General features: G+C 36.9%; 15 protein-coding genes. 4 read left to right on the forward strand and 11 right to left on the reverse strand.

Annotation, left to right across the window (positions count from 1 at the left end):
- Positions 1 to 44: 44 nt before the first annotated feature.
- Positions 45 to 1,013 (reverse strand): C1 family peptidase, encoded by a 969-nt coding sequence (locus tag BHE19_RS04195; RefSeq protein WP_070906096.1) that lies wholly within the window; start codon positions 1,011 to 1,013, stop codon positions 45 to 47.
- A 198-nt stretch (positions 1,014 to 1,211) separates the two neighbouring features.
- Here BHE19_RS04195 and BHE19_RS04200 point away from each other — a divergent pair, with 198 nt between their 5' ends.
- Complete coding sequence (locus tag BHE19_RS04200; RefSeq protein ID WP_070906097.1) at positions 1,212 to 2,048, forward strand: hypothetical protein; 837 nt, start codon at positions 1,212 to 1,214, stop codon at positions 2,046 to 2,048.
- Between the two features lie 204 nt (positions 2,049 to 2,252).
- On the opposite strand, the gene BHE19_RS04205 is transcribed toward BHE19_RS04200, so the two are convergent.
- The 5 genes from BHE19_RS04205 to BHE19_RS04225 form a co-directional block, all read right to left on the reverse strand.
- A complete protein-coding gene (locus tag BHE19_RS04205) occupies positions 2,253 to 5,429 on the reverse strand; it encodes an efflux RND transporter permease subunit (protein WP_017494633.1) in 3,177 nt (1,058 codons plus the stop codon).
- A 92-nt stretch (positions 5,430 to 5,521) separates the two neighbouring features.
- Positions 5,522 to 6,589, reverse strand: a complete 1,068-nt coding sequence (locus tag BHE19_RS04210; RefSeq protein ID WP_017494632.1) for an efflux RND transporter periplasmic adaptor subunit — start codon at positions 6,587 to 6,589, stop codon at positions 5,522 to 5,524.
- Between the two features lie 11 nt (positions 6,590 to 6,600).
- The gene (locus BHE19_RS04215) at positions 6,601 to 7,935 is read right to left on the reverse strand and encodes a TolC family protein (protein WP_070906098.1); all 1,335 of its coding nucleotides are present in this window, start codon (positions 7,933 to 7,935) and stop codon (positions 6,601 to 6,603) included.
- Between the two features lie 61 nt (positions 7,936 to 7,996).
- Entirely contained in the window at positions 7,997 to 8,596 is a 600-nt protein-coding gene (locus BHE19_RS04220) for a TetR/AcrR family transcriptional regulator (protein WP_017494630.1), read from the reverse strand.
- A 108-nt stretch (positions 8,597 to 8,704) separates the two neighbouring features.
- A complete protein-coding gene (locus BHE19_RS04225; RefSeq protein ID WP_017494629.1) occupies positions 8,705 to 9,226 on the reverse strand; it encodes a YceI family protein in 522 nt (173 codons plus the stop codon).
- A 271-nt stretch (positions 9,227 to 9,497) separates the two neighbouring features.
- Here BHE19_RS04225 and BHE19_RS04230 point away from each other — a divergent pair, with 271 nt between their 5' ends.
- Complete coding sequence (locus BHE19_RS04230; protein WP_026109778.1) at positions 9,498 to 10,472, forward strand: polyprenyl synthetase family protein; 975 nt, start codon at positions 9,498 to 9,500, stop codon at positions 10,470 to 10,472.
- A gap of 166 nt (positions 10,473 to 10,638) precedes the next feature.
- On the opposite strand, the gene BHE19_RS04235 is transcribed toward BHE19_RS04230, so the two are convergent.
- From BHE19_RS04235 to BHE19_RS04245, 3 genes are all read right to left on the reverse strand, one after another.
- Positions 10,639 to 12,504, reverse strand: a complete 1,866-nt coding sequence (locus tag BHE19_RS04235) for a trehalase family glycosidase (RefSeq protein ID WP_070906099.1) — start codon at positions 12,502 to 12,504, stop codon at positions 10,639 to 10,641.
- On the reverse strand, positions 12,494 to 13,714 hold the full coding sequence (locus BHE19_RS04240; RefSeq protein ID WP_070906100.1) for an MFS transporter: 1,221 nt from the start codon (positions 13,712 to 13,714) through the stop codon (positions 12,494 to 12,496). Before BHE19_RS04240 ends, BHE19_RS04235 begins: the two co-directional genes overlap by 11 nt.
- A 112-nt stretch (positions 13,715 to 13,826) precedes the next feature.
- Positions 13,827 to 16,466, reverse strand: coding sequence for a TonB-dependent receptor (locus BHE19_RS04245; RefSeq protein WP_070906101.1), 2,640 nt, complete (start codon positions 16,464 to 16,466; stop codon positions 13,827 to 13,829).
- Between the two features lie 167 nt (positions 16,467 to 16,633).
- Between BHE19_RS04245 and BHE19_RS04250 the strand changes: the two genes are divergently transcribed.
- Together BHE19_RS04250 and BHE19_RS04255 are read left to right on the forward strand one after the other, a co-directional pair.
- Positions 16,634 to 17,659: a LacI family DNA-binding transcriptional regulator gene (locus BHE19_RS04250; protein ID WP_070906102.1), complete on the forward strand. Its 1,026-nt coding sequence runs from the start codon at positions 16,634 to 16,636 to the stop codon at positions 17,657 to 17,659.
- Positions 17,660 to 17,700: 41 nt separating this feature from the next.
- Complete coding sequence (locus BHE19_RS04255; RefSeq protein WP_070906103.1) at positions 17,701 to 18,054, forward strand: hypothetical protein; 354 nt, start codon at positions 17,701 to 17,703, stop codon at positions 18,052 to 18,054.
- A gap of 36 nt (positions 18,055 to 18,090) precedes the next feature.
- On the opposite strand, the gene BHE19_RS04260 is transcribed toward BHE19_RS04255, so the two are convergent.
- Together BHE19_RS04260 and BHE19_RS04265 are read right to left on the reverse strand one after the other, a co-directional pair.
- On the reverse strand, positions 18,091 to 18,600 hold the full coding sequence (locus BHE19_RS04260) for a hypothetical protein (RefSeq protein ID WP_070906104.1): 510 nt from the start codon (positions 18,598 to 18,600) through the stop codon (positions 18,091 to 18,093).
- Between the two features lie 41 nt (positions 18,601 to 18,641).
- Positions 18,642 to 19,193, reverse strand: coding sequence for a hypothetical protein (locus BHE19_RS04265; protein WP_070906105.1), 552 nt, complete (start codon positions 19,191 to 19,193; stop codon positions 18,642 to 18,644).
- Positions 19,194 to 19,271 lie beyond the last annotated feature (78 nt).

Here is a 19,271-nt window from a genome sequence, read left to right on the forward strand (position 1 = left end):
CTGATTTTAGACCGTCTCCTTTTTTAATTGAGTTAATTGTATGACTAAGAATTCGCTCCTGGATTTGGAATAATACATCCTGCCCAATTGAAGGCTCCGTTAGCAATATTGTTGTACGTTACATAAAAGAAACCGCTGCGTCCCCATCCAGATCCCCAGGAATTTTGTACTTTAAAAAGTCCTGTAGCATCATCATATCCTACGATACAAACACAGTGCCCCCCTTGTCTGCTGCCGTAAAGACTGGACCAAACATGGTTGTTATTACGGATATCATAAAAACTCTGATTGACATCAAAACACACTGCAACGGCATAATTTTGATTCAGATAATACTTGATATCAGCTGTACTTCTTGGATTCACATTAAACCATCCTCCCGTTTTTCTGGCGGCAGCCCATGTTTTTTGCTGCGCTGAAGGCTGAGTATTACATCCTCCGGCAATGTAAGGCATTTGAGCCTCTGAACATTCTCCCTGATTTTTGATCAAATTCATGGCATCATTCGGGTAAGAACCTGCTCCGCAATTCCCCAGTTTTATCTGATTGTAAATATAGGCTGCACTTCTTGAAGCCCCGCTCCAATTGCTTTGATGTACTGAATTATTAAGATATCTGGCGATACTGTGTGCTGCATAACCCACTCCCCAGCCAACGCAGGAACCTTCGCTTCCCTGATCTCCAACCGGTGGAGTCGGTAAGTTTTTTGCGGCCGCAACTTTAGCAGTCAAAGACATTTTTTGGGTGCTTGTCACTAAATCTGGTCGTAACTCAGCAATTCTCGCACGATAATCAACGGGAGTTAAAAATTCAATACTTTTTAAATAGGCGTCCGGCATCTGGGCAAGTCCGTATCTTCCTTTGTCTAAAAGATCGACATTACCGTCCATTAATTTGTCCTGAGCAACGGCATCAGCCTGGTCATTTCCTTTTTCACAAGAGTACAAGGCAAGCAATGCCAGCAGTACAAGTGCCAGTTTTTTAATCGAAAATTTGGTAAATAGTTTTTTCATAATTCTTTTGGGTTTTGTTGTTAATTTTTAATTTGTTAAATTATTTAACGAATTTATTATTAATTTTAGCAGAACATTAACACTAAAAAGATCACAACAATAACTTATCTTACACACAAATCTATAATCAGGATTTAATTAACAGGAATTGTATTTAATTATCGTCAAAACGAACGTCAATTATTAAAAAATTCGCCTATGGAAATCATAATAGAAAAATTAATAAAGGGCATACAATCACATCCAATCATACAAAACAGTACCCTCTCCGGTGTTACAGATTGGAAAAGAGCGCACTACATTATCCTTTCGGAAATAATCTCTGATGTTTTAGAGAAATCGGAATTTATGCAGGGCTCCAAAAGAAATGAGCTTGGATGTTCGATCTCGAGCATGACCTTGCAAAGGATTTTCACCAATGACTCTTCTAAAACCAAAAACTCTGATTTGCGGTTTTTAAAGAGTCTGGACAAACTGGCTATCTTTATTGGCTATCCTTCTTTAAACCATTTTCTGAATGATGAAGCGACAGACGCTGTAAAAACTTTAGAGTTTGAAAATAAAATGGAATCGGGTGTCTTTTTTGAAAAACTGATTAGCGATTATTGTCAGGAAGAGTTCAATTCTTTACAAAAATTACCTGTCGTTAGTATGGATGGATTATGCGATTTTGTATTCAAAGAAGGACCTTTCGCAAAAAGAATTAAGGATCTTTTTGAAAATTATTCGACTTTAAAATATCATTTAAACTGTGAAGATAACCGATCTAATTTTGAGCTTTATGATTTTAAGATTTCAAGTATCGAAGAAAATATCGCTATTCTTACGGTGAAGGAGTTTTGGAATCTGGAGTGGAAAAACGAAAATGACGTTACTACGATTGTCCTGAATAAGGTGAACAGACAGACTTATTTCATCAAAAAAAGGAACGATGTCTGGAAAATATGGGACAACTACAACCCTGATTATAACGAGATCTCAACAAAAATACACTCGGCTATAGAAAGCCAACACATCAAAAAAGTTCTTATTTAACAAAATGCATAATTTTAAGCTGTTAAAAGTATTTATTTTTAACACATAGAAACCAATTCTATATGGATCACACCCAACAACTTATCTAAATTTAAACCATAAAAAAATCCCAAACTCCTTTCGGAATTTGGGATTTTATTTTTACCAGTTCCTCCCGAAGTGTCGGGATTGGAATTTGGAATTTCTTTATTAAGATTTTAAATCTTAATGAGTATGTTTAGGATTAAAACCATCTTCGCTTAATTCTGTTGGCGTATAATCCGCGAACATTTCAGCTTCGTAGTTGATTTTTTCTCCTTTAGAGAATTTATGAATAATTTTCTCCATGATATTATAGATAACCGGAACCACAATTAAGGTAAGGAATAAAGACGAAATTAATCCTCCGATAATTACCCATGCCAAACCGTTTTTCCACTCAGCTCCTGCTCCAGATGCTAATGCAATTGGGAACATACCGAATACCATCGCAATAGTTGTCATCAAAATTGGACGCAAACGAGCGTGGTTGGCCTGGATTAATGCGGTACGAATAGATTCCCCTGCCGCTCTTCTCTGGTTCGTATAATCGACCAACATGATCGCATTCTTACACACCAGACCGATCAACATGATGATCCCCAGAATCGTAAAGATGTTCAATGAGTTGTTGGTCAAAGCCAAGGCTAACATCGCACCAATAAACGAAAGCGGGATAGCAAATAATACTACGAACGGGTGAACAAAACTGTCATAAAGTCCAACCATTACGAGGTAAACCAAGATAATAGCGGCCAATAAAGCGATTCCTAAAGTACCAAATCCTTCTGATTGATTCTCCTGGTCACCACCCCAGATGTAGTTTACACCGGCTGGTTTTTTCAGTTTGTCTAATTTCACTTGCCATTGCTGAACAATTGTTCCTGATGGCACCCCAACGTTTTGTCCTTTTACCGTTACCGAAGCCGATTTATCTCTTCGCTCTAACTGGCTAGGTCCTGAACCTTCTGTAATATCTGCAAATTGAGACAATTTAATTTGTTGACCTGCTGCATTAATAAAAATCAGGTTGCTAACGTCAGTAATACTTTTTCTGTCGAATGCATTGTATCTGATGTTGATATCGTATTCGTATTCACCAGCTCTGTATTTACCGTCTGTATTTCCACTAAAAGCAGTCTGCATGGTTAAACCAACAGTTTGAAGTGTTAGCCCTAATGCGGCCATTTTATCACGATCTACCTTAACGTTGATCTCCGGGTTTCCGTCCTCAACCGTTAATTTAATCTCTGTTGTTCCCGGAATCGTGCGTAATTCTGCTTCTGCCAATTTAGCAAATGCCATAGCACTTTCTGTTGACGGACCTGTTACGATCAATCCTAATGTAGCATCTTCGGCTGTTCCTAAGATACCTACCGGAACGGTTTTTACTTTAGCACCAACTAATACTTTTTCTAACTTTCGTTTGATTTTTGCTGCGTAAACGTTAGCATCATCCGTACGATCTTTTTGTTCGATCATTTTTACGTCGATCTCCGCTTTGTAAGCCGTTGCCTGTGATGCACCAAAACCCTCACTGGTTTGTCCTACTGTTGTAATCTGACTGTGAACATATTCTTGTGCTTTCAAATAAGCTTCCGCTTTCTGGGTCATGAAGTTGGTTTGCTCTAATGAAGCGTCTTTCGGCATTTCGATTTGAACTAAAAACTCCCCACTATCAGAAGAAGCAAAGAACTCTCCTCCAATGAAACCTCCTGCCATTAAACCAATTGTTGAAGCAAAGAACAATACAATTACTACTGCAAATGTTTTAATATAATGATCCAGACACCAGGTTAATAAATGAGAAACCCAGTCCGTAAAACGTGTTAAATAACTTTCGAAACCAAGAATAATTCTTCCAAATAAATTCTTTCCTTCAATATGCTCTAATTTACCATAACGAGAAGATAACCAAGGAATGATGGTAAAAGAAGCTAAAAGCGACAACATCGTTGAAATAATTACCGTCACACAAAATTGTGTAATAATATTAGAAACTAATCCGGAGCTCATCGCAATTGGAAGGAATACCACCACAATTACCAAAGTAATCGAAGTTACAGTTCCACCAATTTCTGCTGTTCCGTCATACGAAGCACGAATTCGGCTTTTACCCATTTCCATGTGTCTGTAGATGTTCTCCAGTACCACAATCGCATCATCCACCAGAATACCAACTACAAGAGATAATCCTAATAAACTCATTAAGTTCAGGGTGTATCCCATTAAATAAATACCGATAAAAGTAGCAATCAAAGAGGCCGGAATCGACACCATTACAATCAGTGAGTTTCTGATACTATGAAGGAAGAACAACATTACGAAAGCTACCAGAACTACCGCAATTAATAAATCGTGTACTACAGAGTCTGCCGCCTCTAAAGTAAAAACGGTACTATCCTTTGCTACTTCCAGTTTTAACTGGTTTGCTTTATAATCTTTTTCAAGAGTCGCAATTGTCTTTAATAAATGCTCACTTACCGCAACCGCATTCGCATCTGATTGCTTTACAATTTGCAAAACGATCGCACTTTTCTGATCTACACGTGATATTTTTTCAGCGATCTTTTGAGTATCCTGAACATCCGCAATATCTTTCAAACGAACCTGGATTCCGTTTTGAGAAGAAACTACCAGATTTCTTAATTCTTCAACACTTTTATATTTACCTGCTAAACGAATTAATATTTTCTGATCACGAGTCTGGATATTCCCTGTTGGGAAATCCAGATTCGAAGTCAAAATGTTTTGTTGTACCTGTGGAACAGATAATCCGTACCCCTGCATTTTTAAGGCATCAAGGTTTACCTGAATTTCACGCTCTGAACCACCAATAATATTTACCTGAGCCACACCTTGCACACGGGATAAGATAGGAGCAATTTTTTTATCAATTAAGTCATAAAATTCTGCCTCGTCCATTTTTCCGTTGGCACCAAGCGTCATGATTGGTAAATCACTTAGCGAGAATTTGGTTAGTGCCGGTGTTTTTACGTCTTCCGGTAAATCACTAATAATCGCGTTTATTTTTCGCTGTGCATCATTCAGAGAGAAATCGACTTTTGCTTCAGATGTTAGAGTAATCGAAACGATAGATAAACTCTCATACGATTTCGAATCAATTTTCTTAACATTCTCTAAAGATGCGATCGCATCTTCAATTTTCTTGGTTACTGTGTTTTCTACCTCACTTGGAGAAGCTCCCGGATAAATGGTAGAAATGGTAATAACGTTTTGTTCAAATTTCGGGATCAGCTCATAACCTAACTGGCTGTAGCTGAACAGTCCACCTAATGTTAGAATTGTAAAGAGTACAATTACCAACGACGGACGTGTGATGGATATTTCGGCTAATTTCATATATTTTGCTTTATGCTATAGGCTGTAAGCTATAGGCTTTAGGCTCTTGTTAAATGGCTTAAAGCGTATTGCTTAAGGCTTAAAGCCAATAATTATTTAATAATTTCTACTGTGTTACCGTCTTGCAGGTTGATTTGACCCGTTACAATTACAGTTTCTCCATCAGTTAATCCGTTGATGATTTCTACTTTATCACCCAAAATTCTTCCGGCAGTTACTTTTCTTAATTTTGCAATACCTTTTTCTACTACGAAAATTTGGTTACTGCTCACACTTCCTACGAATGCATTTCTAGGTACAACCATAAGGTTTTGTTTTTGTTGTTTCGATGCAAAGTTTGCCGTTCCGTACATACCTGCTTTCAGGTCGTTGTTTACGTTATTTGTAATTTCGATTTCAACCGGGAAGTTCAAAGATTCATCCGCTTTTGCAGCAATGAAAGTAATTTTTCCAGAGAAGTTTTTATCCGGATAGACACTTGCTGTTACGTTAATATGATCTCCTGTTTTTAAACTCGCTACCTGATTTTCGTTTACGGTAACTACTAATTTTAATTTAGAAACGTTAACAATATCAAACAATGCTGTTGCAGGCATTCCGGTTAAGATAGATCCCGGCTCGATATATTTTTTATTGATAAAACCGCTAATTGGAGCTTTTACTCTGGTATCACCAACATTGATTTTTGCTTGTGTCAAATGAGACTGTGCATTGGTTAAAGCTAATTTTGCCTGGTCTACTTGCTGCTTAGTTACTCCTCCGGTTTTATAAGCATTCTCATATCTCATGTAATCTGATTTTGCATTTTGATAAGCCGCTTCTGCAGTCTGAGCATCAACATTGATAACGTCTCCTCTCATCGTCAATAACGTTTGACCAACTCTTACATAGTCTCCTTCTTTAGCCAGAACACTGATTACTTTACCTGATTTCTCAGCAGAAAATGTCAATTGCTGGGTTGGTTGAAAGTTTCCGTTTGCTACGAAATCAAGTGAAACTTCTTCTGTTTTAACCGGAGATACTTTTACGGAAACTGCAGCATTTTTCTCTGCTACGATATCTGTCTTTTCCTTGTTCTCTTTCTTATTTTTATTTAAGATATATCCAATCACGCCCAGAGATGCGATTATGATTACGATTGTTATAATAGTTTTCTTCATTGTACTTCTAGTTATTTAATAAGAGTTTTAAGTTCGCCTTTTGATTTGATTAATGCTACTTCAGCTATTTTATAATTTAAAATGGCTCTGGTATAATTATTTTGTGCTTCAAGAGAGGCATTTTCTGCATCTAACAAGTCTGTTAAAGAGGCCAATCCCTGAAGGTAATTGTTTTTTGTATTGCTTAAGATTTCTGTCGCTAAGCGCATATTTTCTTTTTGATTGGTGATCGTCACAAGGTTGTTATCGATTTGTGCCATCGCATTTTTATAGTCCAGATCAAGCGAAAGTTTGGTATCCTTGATATCTTCCTCAAGTGATCTTAGCTCAACATCGGCCTGTCTTACTTTTGCACGAGTTCCGAATCCGGTAAAGATTGGTACATGTAAGTTTAAAGCAATTGCAGAGAAATCAGACCAATAAACTCCCTGAGAAGGTTTTGCAAACCAAGGCATTTGAGGCCCCTGTCCGATGTAGTTATAACCGGCAGTCAGAGAAAGCGTTGGGTAATATCCTGCTTCAACGGCTTTTTTATTGAATACTAAAAGTTCTTGTTGTTTTTTCAAAAGCAGGTACTCTGTTCTGTTTGCCGTATTTGGCTGTTCCGTTAAGGTAGCAGGTACCACTTCAAATTCTTCTTTTGGCATATCAATTTGAGTTTCTATTGGCATTCCCATGTAAAACTTCAAAGCATTTTCCTCCAGAGTAATCTGATTCTTAATTTGTTGACGTTCTGTATCAATGTTTGACATTTTCACGATGATACGATCTAAATCAATCTTTTTAGCCAGACCATTGTCAAACTGTCCTTTTACGATATCACGAACTTTAGTCGTGTTAACATAATTACTGTCTAACAAAGTCAGTCTTTCTTTTTGTACATAAACAGAGTAGTAGTTATTGGCAACTCTTTCAATTACTTGCTCTTCTGTCAACTGATTGTTAATCTGATAGAACTCACGGGTAGATCTTGCCGCTCTTAATCCGGTAAAAACGGACTGATCAAAAATGGCCTGTGTTAAAGAAACCCCGGCAGTCGAAACCCATTTTTGACCAAATGCTGCCTGAATCGTAGTTCCCGGTGCACCAAATCCTGCACCATCAATTACAGTAGTCTGAATGATCGGATTGTGTGTTAAATTTCCATTTGCCGAAATTTGAGGCAAAGCTCTTGAGCGTATTTCCTGTATTTTGTATTCACTGTTTTCAACCTGAAGTTTCGCCTTTTTAGCATCGGCTTTATTTTGAAGCGCATAAGTAAGCGCGTCTTTTAAGGTTAAACGTGTGACTTGTGCACTGGCTGACAGGCCTATTGTACACAAAAAAATGAGAACTATTCGTTTCATATGCTGTTAGATATTTGTTTGTGTTGATGATTTAAAAAATCATACTATTATTGATTGATGATTATACTCTGATTTTCTTAAGTTGCTTTTCCAATTCCACTATTCCTTTTTCTGTCGCCATAGCTCTGGTGTGATATTCCAGTGCTTCCAGTTCTATTTTTTGTGCTTCACTTTCCGAAACGGTAGTCTCGTTGATGTGAAAAATTAGTGTATAATAAAATTTCACATAAACGTCTACATTCAGGTCTTCACGATAAAGCCCCTCACTAATTCCTTTTTCAATATTCTTTCTGAACCAATGGCTGCACAAATCAATCTCCTGGCACAATATATTTTGATAAATATCCGGATAATGTTTTTTTAGCTGATAAATGGGCGAAGTATCGATGTTGTTTTTAAACATGTCTCTGAACATTTCTCTGATTTCAAAATTTTCATGAATAGAATTGTAATTTTTCGCTACAATAGTGTCAATTATTTCATGTACCTGTTTATGAACCAATGAGGTACTTTCCTCAATCAGGACTTCTTTATTACAGAAATATTTGTAGATCGTTTTTTTCGAAATACACATTTCTCCTGCTATGTCGTCCATTGTGACACTTTTAAATCCAAGTTTTAAAAACAGCTCACTTGCTTTTGCTATGATTTTCTCTTTCATTTTAATTTTCAAATTGCATTACAAATATACTGAGGAAACTAAACTCACGAAAATAGTTTCCGTAATATTTGTAATAATTTTACATTAATTTACTTCATTCTGTAAGATTTATATGCTAAACTCTAAATTTGCAATAAGCTTAATGTCTTTTCCTAAAGCCAATCCTCCATTATGACTGAACGAATTATAATCTAAACCAAAATCCTGACGCTTAATGTCTCCTTTGATTTCAAAAGCAACTTTCTTCTCACCATTGTACGTATTAACCCCTATAAACTCGGCATCAAGTTCCACTACTTTGGTAACATCTTTAATCGTTAAGTCACCTTTGAAAAAATTAATATTGTTGTTTACTTTTTGAAACGAAGTCGATTTGAAACTAATAATCGGATGTTCGTTTACATCAAACAAATCCTGAAGTTGTAAATAAGTATCAATTTGCTGAAAATTATCAATCTTGTTGTTAATGTCAAGCGAAAACTCAACCGATGCATCTTCTACTTCATTGTCTTCAATATTCACATAACCACCAAATTTATTTGTAGTTCCTCCCATGTAAGCAATAATCGAATGTCTCATTTTAATCAAAACATCTGATTGGCTAGAATCTAAGGTCCATGTTGTTTTCATAAATTACTGTTTTTACTGAGGTTATACATTTCTCAATTCTACAAGGAAACTATTTGAGTGTTTCAAGTTTCCTGTTCGACGGTGCAAATATAGACAGGAAACTCTGAATACCAAAAAAGTTTCCGAGTTTTTTTGAAAATAATTTTAACATCTTACAAATTAGGGAATCTAAAGCCTATTTTAAATGCTGATTAATCATTTCAATTTTAAAAAAAGAATAATTTAATTAATGAATTGTATCTTTGGACCTCGCAAATCAGAATTTCATTTTATGCACGATATTAGTCAGTACCAGGATTTTTTTATTCATTATTTAAAAAACCAAAGCATACAAAAAGAACCCAAAAATCTTTACGCACCTATTGAATACATTCTGGGCCTCGGTGGAAAACGAATTCGTCCCGTACTTACTTTGATGGCTGCAGAAGTTTTTAATACTCCTTATACAACAGCACTTCCGGCTGCAATGGCCGTGGAAGTTTTTCATAATTTCTCGCTTGTACATGACGATATTATGGATGATGCGCCTTTGAGAAGAGGACAGGAAACTGTTCATGAAAAATGGGACCTCAACACCGGAATTTTGTCCGGTGATGCAATGCTTATTCTGGCGTATCAGTATTTTGAGCAATACGAACCAATTGTTTTCAGGAACTTAGCAAAACTATTCAGCAAAACGGCTCTTGAAGTTTGTGAAGGGCAACAATGGGATGTTGACTTTGAACAAAGAAATGATGTTACGATTCCGGAATACCTAAAAATGATCGAATATAAAACGGCTGTTCTGGTTGCTGCTGCCATGAAAATGGGAGCCATCGTAGCCAAAACATCTGAAAAAGAAGGTGATTTAATTTATGATTTCGGATTGAATTTAGGGCTTGCTTTCCAGCTTCAGGATGATTATCTGGACGCTTTTGGAGATCCGGAAACTTTCGGAAAACAAGTGGGCGGAGACATTATTGAAAACAAAAAAACGTATTTATACCTCAAAGCAAGAGAATTTTCTTCTCCTGAAAAAGCTTCAGAATTAGAGCAATTATTCAGTTTACAATTAGAAGACAATACTGCTAAAATAGCTACTGCAAAAAACATTTTTAATGAATCCGGTGCTTCAAAAGCAACGCAGGATGCCATTGAAATGTATACTTTTAAAGCTTTTGAAACGCTGGATAAAATGGATCTTAACGCTGAAAAGAAAAACATACTGCGTACTTTCGGGGAAAACTTAATGGGAAGAAAGGTCTAGGCTTCGACTTCGCTCAGCCTGACAGTCGACTTCGCTTAGCATGACATTTGACTTCGCTCAGCGTGACAGTCGAATCTCGGCTTGATAATAGACTTCGCTCAGCCGGACACAATAATTTAAATGATAACGTTGTGTCCGGCTGAGCGAAGTCGAAGCCCCCTTTTAACTAAAAAAGTACATCCGGATCAACCAAGTCCGATAATTTTTGTTTTAAATCTTCTTCCAAAATGGTTAAACCATACTGGTACGAAGCATTCATCCATCCGAAACCTTCTTCGGGGATAAAGTCAAATTCGGTTCCGACGTTTCCATATTCTGCAAAGATTTTATGCGAGCTGATCGATAAATCAAACTTTTCCGGAATGGTTCCGTTATAATCCACTGCATTTCTGGTAATCAGCCAAAGCCAGCGGTACACCATTTCCTGTGCTTCTTCATTAAAATTATAATTCAGCAAACCTTCCCATAAAAGCATTTGATGCGGTGCCCATCCAAACGGATAATCCCATTGACGTACAGGTGCGTTTTCGTCTATAGCTGCAATGGATTCTTTGGTACTTCCGGCAATTCCGCCTTTCATTTTAAAATTTGGAAGGGTCTTCTTTACCAGAATATCAGCTTGTTCGGGTGTGCTTATTTTGGCCCAAAGCGGGTAAAAAGTAGTTGCAGCCTCAAAAAAATGCTGCTCCTCATTCACAAAATTATAATCCAGATAACATCCATATTCTGAATTCCAGCACAATTGATTGATTTTTTCTTTTCGCGAAGCTGCTTTCGTAAGCCAATATTCGGTTGAAAAAGACTGGTCTTCAAAATATTGAAATTCGTTTTTAAAATACTTCCTAATCAAAAACGCAATATCCGTTTCGTATTTGTAAAGCAGACTATTGATCGCAACGGTATTTAAATTGGCACAAATTCCAACCAGTCTGTTGGTCGTGTCATGACCGCTTTCGCGCATGCTTCGGTCGTGAATAAAATACTTATCCAATTCGACATCGACCACTTCCCTTTCCAGATATTTTTTTTCGAATTCGCGGGTAGACAAATTGTATTTCGGTGCATATTGCTCCAGAATATCATCAAAATGCCCCTCTTCCACTTCAAACGGAAGTCCGATTCCTTCAGCTTTATACCGATTCAATCCGTTAGCGGTTAGTCTTTTACCTTCCTCCATCCAAACTGTCAGATATTCTTTAATGGCCGTTTTTAAATGTCTTTCAATCCAGAAAATATCCGGATTCGATTTTTCTAAGACATCTCTGATCAAGGACGTATAAAGCGGAGGCTGCGTACGGGTTAAATAATAACTCCGGTTGGCATTTAGTATTTTTCCGTAATGATCAATCTGGTATTTAAAATTCTCTGCAATTCCCAGAGCCAGCTCTATTTTATCATCTATCAAAAGTCCTTTAGCAATAAAATAACTGTCCCAGCCGTACATTTCATTGAACCTTCCGCCGGGAACTACAAAAGGAACTCCCGAAATTTCATTGTTTTTAATTTGAAGTGCCAAAGCCAGTATACCCGGTTTTTGATTGAGCGACAATACATACTCTGGTGAAATATGTTTCGGCATTTGTACCACTTTTAACTTTGGAGTTACAGCTTCCAGTTTTTTGAAATAATCAAAAACGATTTCATCTCCAAAAGGCACGTACAAATACGAAATAGCGTTTTCTATTTTATTGTCTTCCAGTATTTTTTTCACCCCATTGGCATCGATTGTACGTGTTAGGCCTTTCCAGTACAGGTTTTTTATTTTTCCGGAGATTCTTTTTACAGGATCTTCTACAATTTGATCGAGACTGATTTCGGCAAATTCCGTATTTTCTTTTTTAGCCAAAGCCAGTTCCTGCAATAAGTTTGAAAGCTGATAGGTTCCTTCAATAAGGATTGAATTTCCCTCTTCACCGTTCAGTAAAAATCGCTTCGGACCATGATCATCGATCGTTATTTTTTTATCGCCGTCAGTATCTTCCTGAGTCAATAGTTTTTCGATAGTTTGGGATATATGTAGTTTAAATTTCATCTTTTGCAGTTATTTTTTTAAGAATAAAAAAAGACACTAATAATAAAGACATTGGAATTAATGTAAAATAAAATGCCTTTTCCGGTCCTTCATTTTTGAACAGCCAGCCTGTTATTCTGGAGCCTAATGTTCCGCCAAGAGCCGAGAAAATCACAATTAATCCTGTCATTGAACTTTGCAGATTTTTAGGCAGCGCACTCAATACTATCGAGTTTAACAACGGATAAATTGGCGCAATAAACAATCCGATTAAAGGAAATGCGAAACCAATTAAAGGTATATCTGCCAAAGTATTGATACTTTTCACTTCTAATCCGACGGTTTTTGGAAGTACGAAAACCACAATCAGCATGGCTGAAAGAATACAGAAACTCAACACCCAGATCCAGCCCACTTTTTTAGTTACAATTCCGGCAATCATCCTTCCGGCTGCCAATGAAATGGCCAAAATACTAGCCATCATAATGCTTATATTCTCCGGTAAATGCAGCACTTTGGTATTGAACGTAGGCAGCCACGAAAGGATTCCCTGTTCAATCATTACGAACAAAAAGACACTAATCACAAAAATAACCGTTAGTAATTTTGCCATTAAACGGAACATTTGCATGAAATCATCTCTGAGATCTGCTCCCGCGGCGACTTCGGTTTCTTCAAATTTCACAAAGAACAAAAACAGAAACGACAGCAACGACAATCCGGCCAGAAACCAATACACATTTAGCCACGAATTGGGATCTTCTTCCTTATTAAAAACCGGAAACAGAAAATAAGCCAGTGCGATTCCAACCATAAAAAAACCTTCAATACTGCTCATCAAAGCATTGTGTTCCTTCTTGGTTTCGGTCACGGTACCTATTAAGGAATAAACCGAAACTTTAATCAAGGCAAACGAAACTCCAACGGTTGCAAAGAGAATTTTAGCATTGTCGAATGAATTCCCAAAATACATGGAAATACAAGCCAGAGTAACTAAACCCAAACCAATCAGCATTGATTTTCGATATCCGATTCTGGGCAAAAAAGAGGCTATAAAAAAGGAAACAATCGCAATAGGCATGTCCTTAAACGCTTCTAAAATACTCGCCTGAACTTCATCTACTCCATAATTTTTCTGCGATTTCAAAATCACAATGCCTACGCTATTCAGTAGAATAGCGAAGACAAAATAATTGAGGTAAAGTGAAATTTTGATTCCTATGTTTTTCATGTACTTATTGGTTTGTCTTTTAATAGTTGAAATGTTTCAGGTTTCAGGTTTCAGGTTTCAGGTTTCGAACACACTCTACATCTCACATCTCACATTTCACCTCCCACATCTCTTAAAAATTAATCGCTACTGAGAATCTAAAGGCGCGTCCTAAAATTGGTCTTGCCATAAAAACATCGCTTGCTGCAGAAGTAGTCTGTCTTGGGTCACCTTCAGTTAAACCAATTTCATTGAACAAGTTTGAAGCATCAACCGCAAAACGAAGATTATGATAGGTATAATTTAATCCTGCCCCTACTTCTTTATAAGCCGGCAAAACTTGTTTATTGTCCTGATTCGTGAATTTTTTATCATAATAAGAGAACTGCACATACGCTGTAAAATCTTTTGTAATATCAACTTCCGGTCTTAAGTTACAGAAAAACTTAGGGATTCTTCTGGCTGTGTTTCCGTTAAAATTAAAAGTAGATCCGTCAGCATTGGAACCCGTAAAATTATCATACTCCGGTTTTTGAACGGTGAAAGTAAAGTTCATTTTTACCATTTTGTATCTGGCATTGGTTTCTACTTCAAGACCAATATTGTTTACATCGGCAAATTTATTCTCAGAAGATCCATCCGATAAAATATCCGTAAAAGCAACATTTTTCAAATTCATATGAAACAGGTTGGCATTTACATTGAAGAAAGAATTAGAATATTTATACCCCAACTCAAACTGATTTACTTCGGTGTTTTCCAGTTTGCTCAAATCGGCTGCATTATCATAAAAAGACTCTTCGATAGGCGATCTGAAACCGTGGCTGTAACGCACATACGAAGCCATGTTGTCATTGAACTTATAGTTTCCGGCAGCGGTATACGACCATTCACTCACATCATATCTCCAATACGTATACGGATTTCCTTTTACCGTTGTTACCTTATCATCCGCCGTATTATTGTTTAAAACTCCCAAATTCTCAGCAAAAAAACGAGCATTATCTCGGTACCCTGAATATTTGTCTTTATTATATCGTAAGCCCGCATTGAAAGTCAGCTTGTCTGTAGCTTTAATTTCGGCATCGACATAAACATCATTCAAAACCCCTTTGGTTTGCGCGTCTCTTTCTAACCAAGTAATTCTCTCCACCCCATTCCAGGTATGATTTACACCTGATGTATTGTCTTTTACATTTAACAATCTCGGATTGTCTGAAACTCCCACTAAATACGAATTCCAATTCCAGTATTGATTCGATTTCCAATTGGAATAATAGTAGCCCGCGGTCAGTTTTACAGGATCTAAATCAAACGCAAAAGAGAAATTATTCGCAAAATTATTCATCTTTTTCTCGATGTGCCAAAGATCTGCTCTCATAATTAAGGCATTCGGATCAAGTGTTGCTCCATTATCTACATAAGAATAGGTCAGATTACTGGCCGTGGTATTCTGAACCCCTGTTGCATAAGCATCTTGTGTCCATGGACCGCCATTTGGAAAAATAGCATTGTAATTCAAATTGATATTGGTTTGTTTGAATGCATTCTTGAACGTCACTTTCTCCGATATCTTCTTTTTGAATTCAGCACCAATCGAGTTGATGATCGGATGAGAACCGTCTTCTAAATCTGCTGTAAAAGTTCCGCCTCCGTATTGAGGCACATTTAAACGGCTAAAATTTACTGACGTCAAGGTTCCGTAATTTGGATTAAAACCCGGAATTCCTTCTATTTTACCATTGTTACTTTTTAATGGAATCGGTAAATAGAACGTATTTCTGTCATCCAGATGTTTGAAGTTAATTCTCAAATAATCGTTATCATCAAATTTATAAGTAATGTTTCCTTTGATCTGCCCTCCTTTATTAGCAGTAAAACCGGTATTTCTTACTCCATTATCGGCTCTGTAAAAACCTCCAATATTAAAGAACAATTTATCCTGAATTAAAGCGCCTGATAAATTAAGGTCGGTTCGGAACATTCCATAATCTGAAGTCGAGAATTTAGCTCTTCCCTGAAAGTCATTCTGACCTGTTTTAGAAATAAAATTGATGATTCCTCCCGGCGCATTATTAGCAAAAATAGATGCCGAACCTCCACGAACTGCCTCCATTTTACTGACCGTTTCGTCTAGTCTGTAAAAAGTATCGGCATTTGCAAACTGCAAAGCCCCATCTTCAAAAACAGGCAATCCGTCTTCCTGGATCTGCACATACTCATAGGCTCCCGCAGACGGAATTCCTCTCGCAAAAAGGTTATTTCCAATTTCTCCTCCCGAGGCTTCTACCACAAATCCGGGAATCGTTTGCAATAAAGCAGCCGTACTTGCCGGCGCTCTGTCTTCGATAGCCTTAGCTCCCATGGTGGTAATAGCCACACTGGATTCTAATTTAGACCTCGGACTTGAAGATCCCGTTACCACAACTTCTTTCAGGCTTTGCGATTCTCCTTCCAGAAGTAAATTAACCTCTAGAGATTCTCCTTCTTTTACAGTGATTTGTTTTCCAAAGGTTTTGTAACCAACATTGGTCGCTACAATGGTATAATCTCCGGCGGAAACATTCGAAAATACAAACTTTCCGTTTTCATCTGTAATCGTATTTTTATCTGTTCCTTTAAGAGAAACATTGGCTCCCGGAATAGTTTGGCCGCTATCATCAAGTACCTTCCCGGAAACGGTATTTTTATCCTGGGCAAACAGATGGTTTGGAACAGAGATTAAGCACAATATCAAAAATAATATGCCTAAATAAGAATGTTGCTGTTTCATGATTTTTTGGTTTAGTTAGTTAATCTTTCATTTATGAAATGTAAACTTACTCAAGGAATTAACTCTAATTTAAGAATTCTAAATCGAAAACGTTTTCGAAATCCCCTAAAACGTTTTCGGAAGTTAATTTTTTATCAATACACTTTATTTTTTAGTACTTTTATTTCATGAATGACACCAAATTAATAGATATAGCATCGGCATTGGGAATTTCGGTTACCACGGTTTCAAAGGCATTAAAAGGCTATACCGACATTAGTAAGTCTACACGTGCCCGTGTGATCGAGATGGCCGAAACCATGAATTACATGCCCAATTCGGTTGCGGTAAATCTGAGAACTAACGAAACTAAAACAATTGGCGTAATCATTCCGGCTACCGTGCATCATTTCTTCTCCAGTGTCTTAAATGGTATTCTCGAAGAAGCCGAAAAAAGAGGCTATCTTGTCATTATATTACAATCCAACGAAAAATACGAACTGGAGAAAAAACAGCTGGCCTTATTAATTCAGAAACGTGTTGACGGGGTTTTAATGTCGCTCTCTAATGAAACAGATGACTTTACTCATATTAATGAAGCGATCCGCAAAAACACGCCCGTTGTATTGTTTGATAAAATTGCCAAAAGAGTCGATTGTTCCAAAGTCGTGATCAATGATGCCAAAGCGGCATTCGACGCTGTTTCTTACCTCATTAATAAAGGATTCAAAAAGATCGCACATTTCAGGGGTTCGTACGTTCCTCAAAACTCCATCGACAGATTCTTAGGATACAAAAGAGCTTTGGAAGCACACGGAATTGAATACGATTCAAAACTGGTTTACGTGTGCGATAACAATACCGATTTTGAAGACGGTTACGAAAATGCCCAGAAAATAATGACGGAACACCCGGACATAGACGCGATTTTTGCCATCACCGATCTGGTCGCCATCGGAATTATCAAATACTTTAATGAGGCGGGAATCAAAACACCGGAACAGGTAGCGGTTTTTGGCTTTAGCAACTGGTTTATGAGCACTGTTATATCGCCTAAATTAACAACAATTGACCAGCCAGGCTTTGAAATGGGGCATCAGGCGGTTTCGCTTTTAATAGATGAAATTGCCGACCTGAAAGAACATCGTCCGGTGACGCATCAAATTATTGAACTTCCTACGAGAATCATTGAAAGAGAATCGACTGTTAAATGATTTTTTAGTTTTAACTTTGCGTCAATTCTTAAAAAGCATCAATGTTTCCAATCCCTGCAAATACCGATATTTTATTGGCTGATGCCGAAAGCGAAAATCTATATTTAAGTTTGATTGAGCAAATTAATAAAGATTTTAATTTGGCCAACGAAGGAATAGATTTTCCAATGAGTATTTCTCCCGACGAACTAAAGATTCAGCTTCACGAGAAAATCTACAGAATGATTCAGTACAAATTTGCGGAGTACCTCAATCTGCTTTACATCATTGATGTACCTGAAAATGAAATCAAAAAACTCGACGGTTCTGATTTGGTGATCTTAGCCGAGCAGGTTTCTTTTTTGATTTTAAAAAGAGAATGGCAGAAGGTTTGGTTTCGAAATTATTATAAGTAAGGCGCTAAGATTCTAAGGTACTGAGATACTAAGGCTTTACTTTGCGATTTCTATTTTTAGAATTTCGTGGTTTTCTTTTCCATAAGTTATTCTAACTGGTAAATCATCTCTAAAAACTCCATTATTTGCTTTACTGAAATCATTAAATCCTCCTAATAATGCATCATTATATTTAAACTGAACAGAGTCGACCACAAAGCTTTCCCAAGTAATAGTTGCCATTTTCTTAACTTGCTTTTCCCTTTTAAAATCAGTAATAATACCCTCTACCACAAACACATTTGGAGAATTCAAAAGGTTCTGAATTCTTTTTTCCGTTGTATCAGTTGTATATAATTTCAAATAGAAAAACATGATTACTGATAAACTAAAAACGGCACCAACTGACCATAATAGTATCAACTTTTCATAATCATTATTTTTGCTTTTGAACTTTTTAATCAAAATCCAAAGAATAAGAGAAACAATTGCAACCCAAAAAAAGACATCAAAGGATCTTGTGTTAGATGGCAAGTCCGAAATAGACCAATATGTATAATAATTCATAAAAAAACTTAGAAACTTAGCATCTCAGAACCTTAGCCCCTCTAAAAGTAAACTCTCACAAAAGGCATAAACCCTGATCCGTAGAGACTGGTATTTTTATCATACAAAACATCATAACGTGCTCCAATAGTAACACTTCCGGTTCGGTAACCCGCACCGAGATATAAGGCGGTATTCCAATAATCATCAGAATAACTTGGTCGATAGGCCGTTGATTTATAGTCCGTATTTATACGAACCTGTTCCAATTCTGCTGACAACTGAATTTCAGGAATCGGATTCACGAGTCCAACCACACTTCCGCCATAAACAAAAGAGCTGTAATAGTTTTTAGAGGACAAATAACCAAACTGCAATCCAACACCAACCGCCACAATTTCGTTTAGGTTATAAATGGCACTTGGTGAAACCGAAATGTCCGTATATCCGGAACCAATTCCTAAACCAAGACCACCTCCAAATTGAACTTTCTCCCAAAAATGATTGCTGTTGTCTATGACATATTTTTGTTGTGCAAAAGCAGAACTCGAAAATGAGACGGCCAAAATCACAAAAAAAGTTTTGAAAACGATTGAAATTTGATTTTTATCCATAGTTGGGTCTATTTTTAACAAATTTTTACGTAAAAGTACGTAAAAAAAAGATTTAAATAAATGTGATTGTTGTACTTT

The sequence above is a fragment of the Flavobacterium tructae genome, assembly GCF_001853485.1.
Taxonomy (GTDB): domain Bacteria; phylum Bacteroidota; class Bacteroidia; order Flavobacteriales; family Flavobacteriaceae; genus Flavobacterium; species Flavobacterium tructae.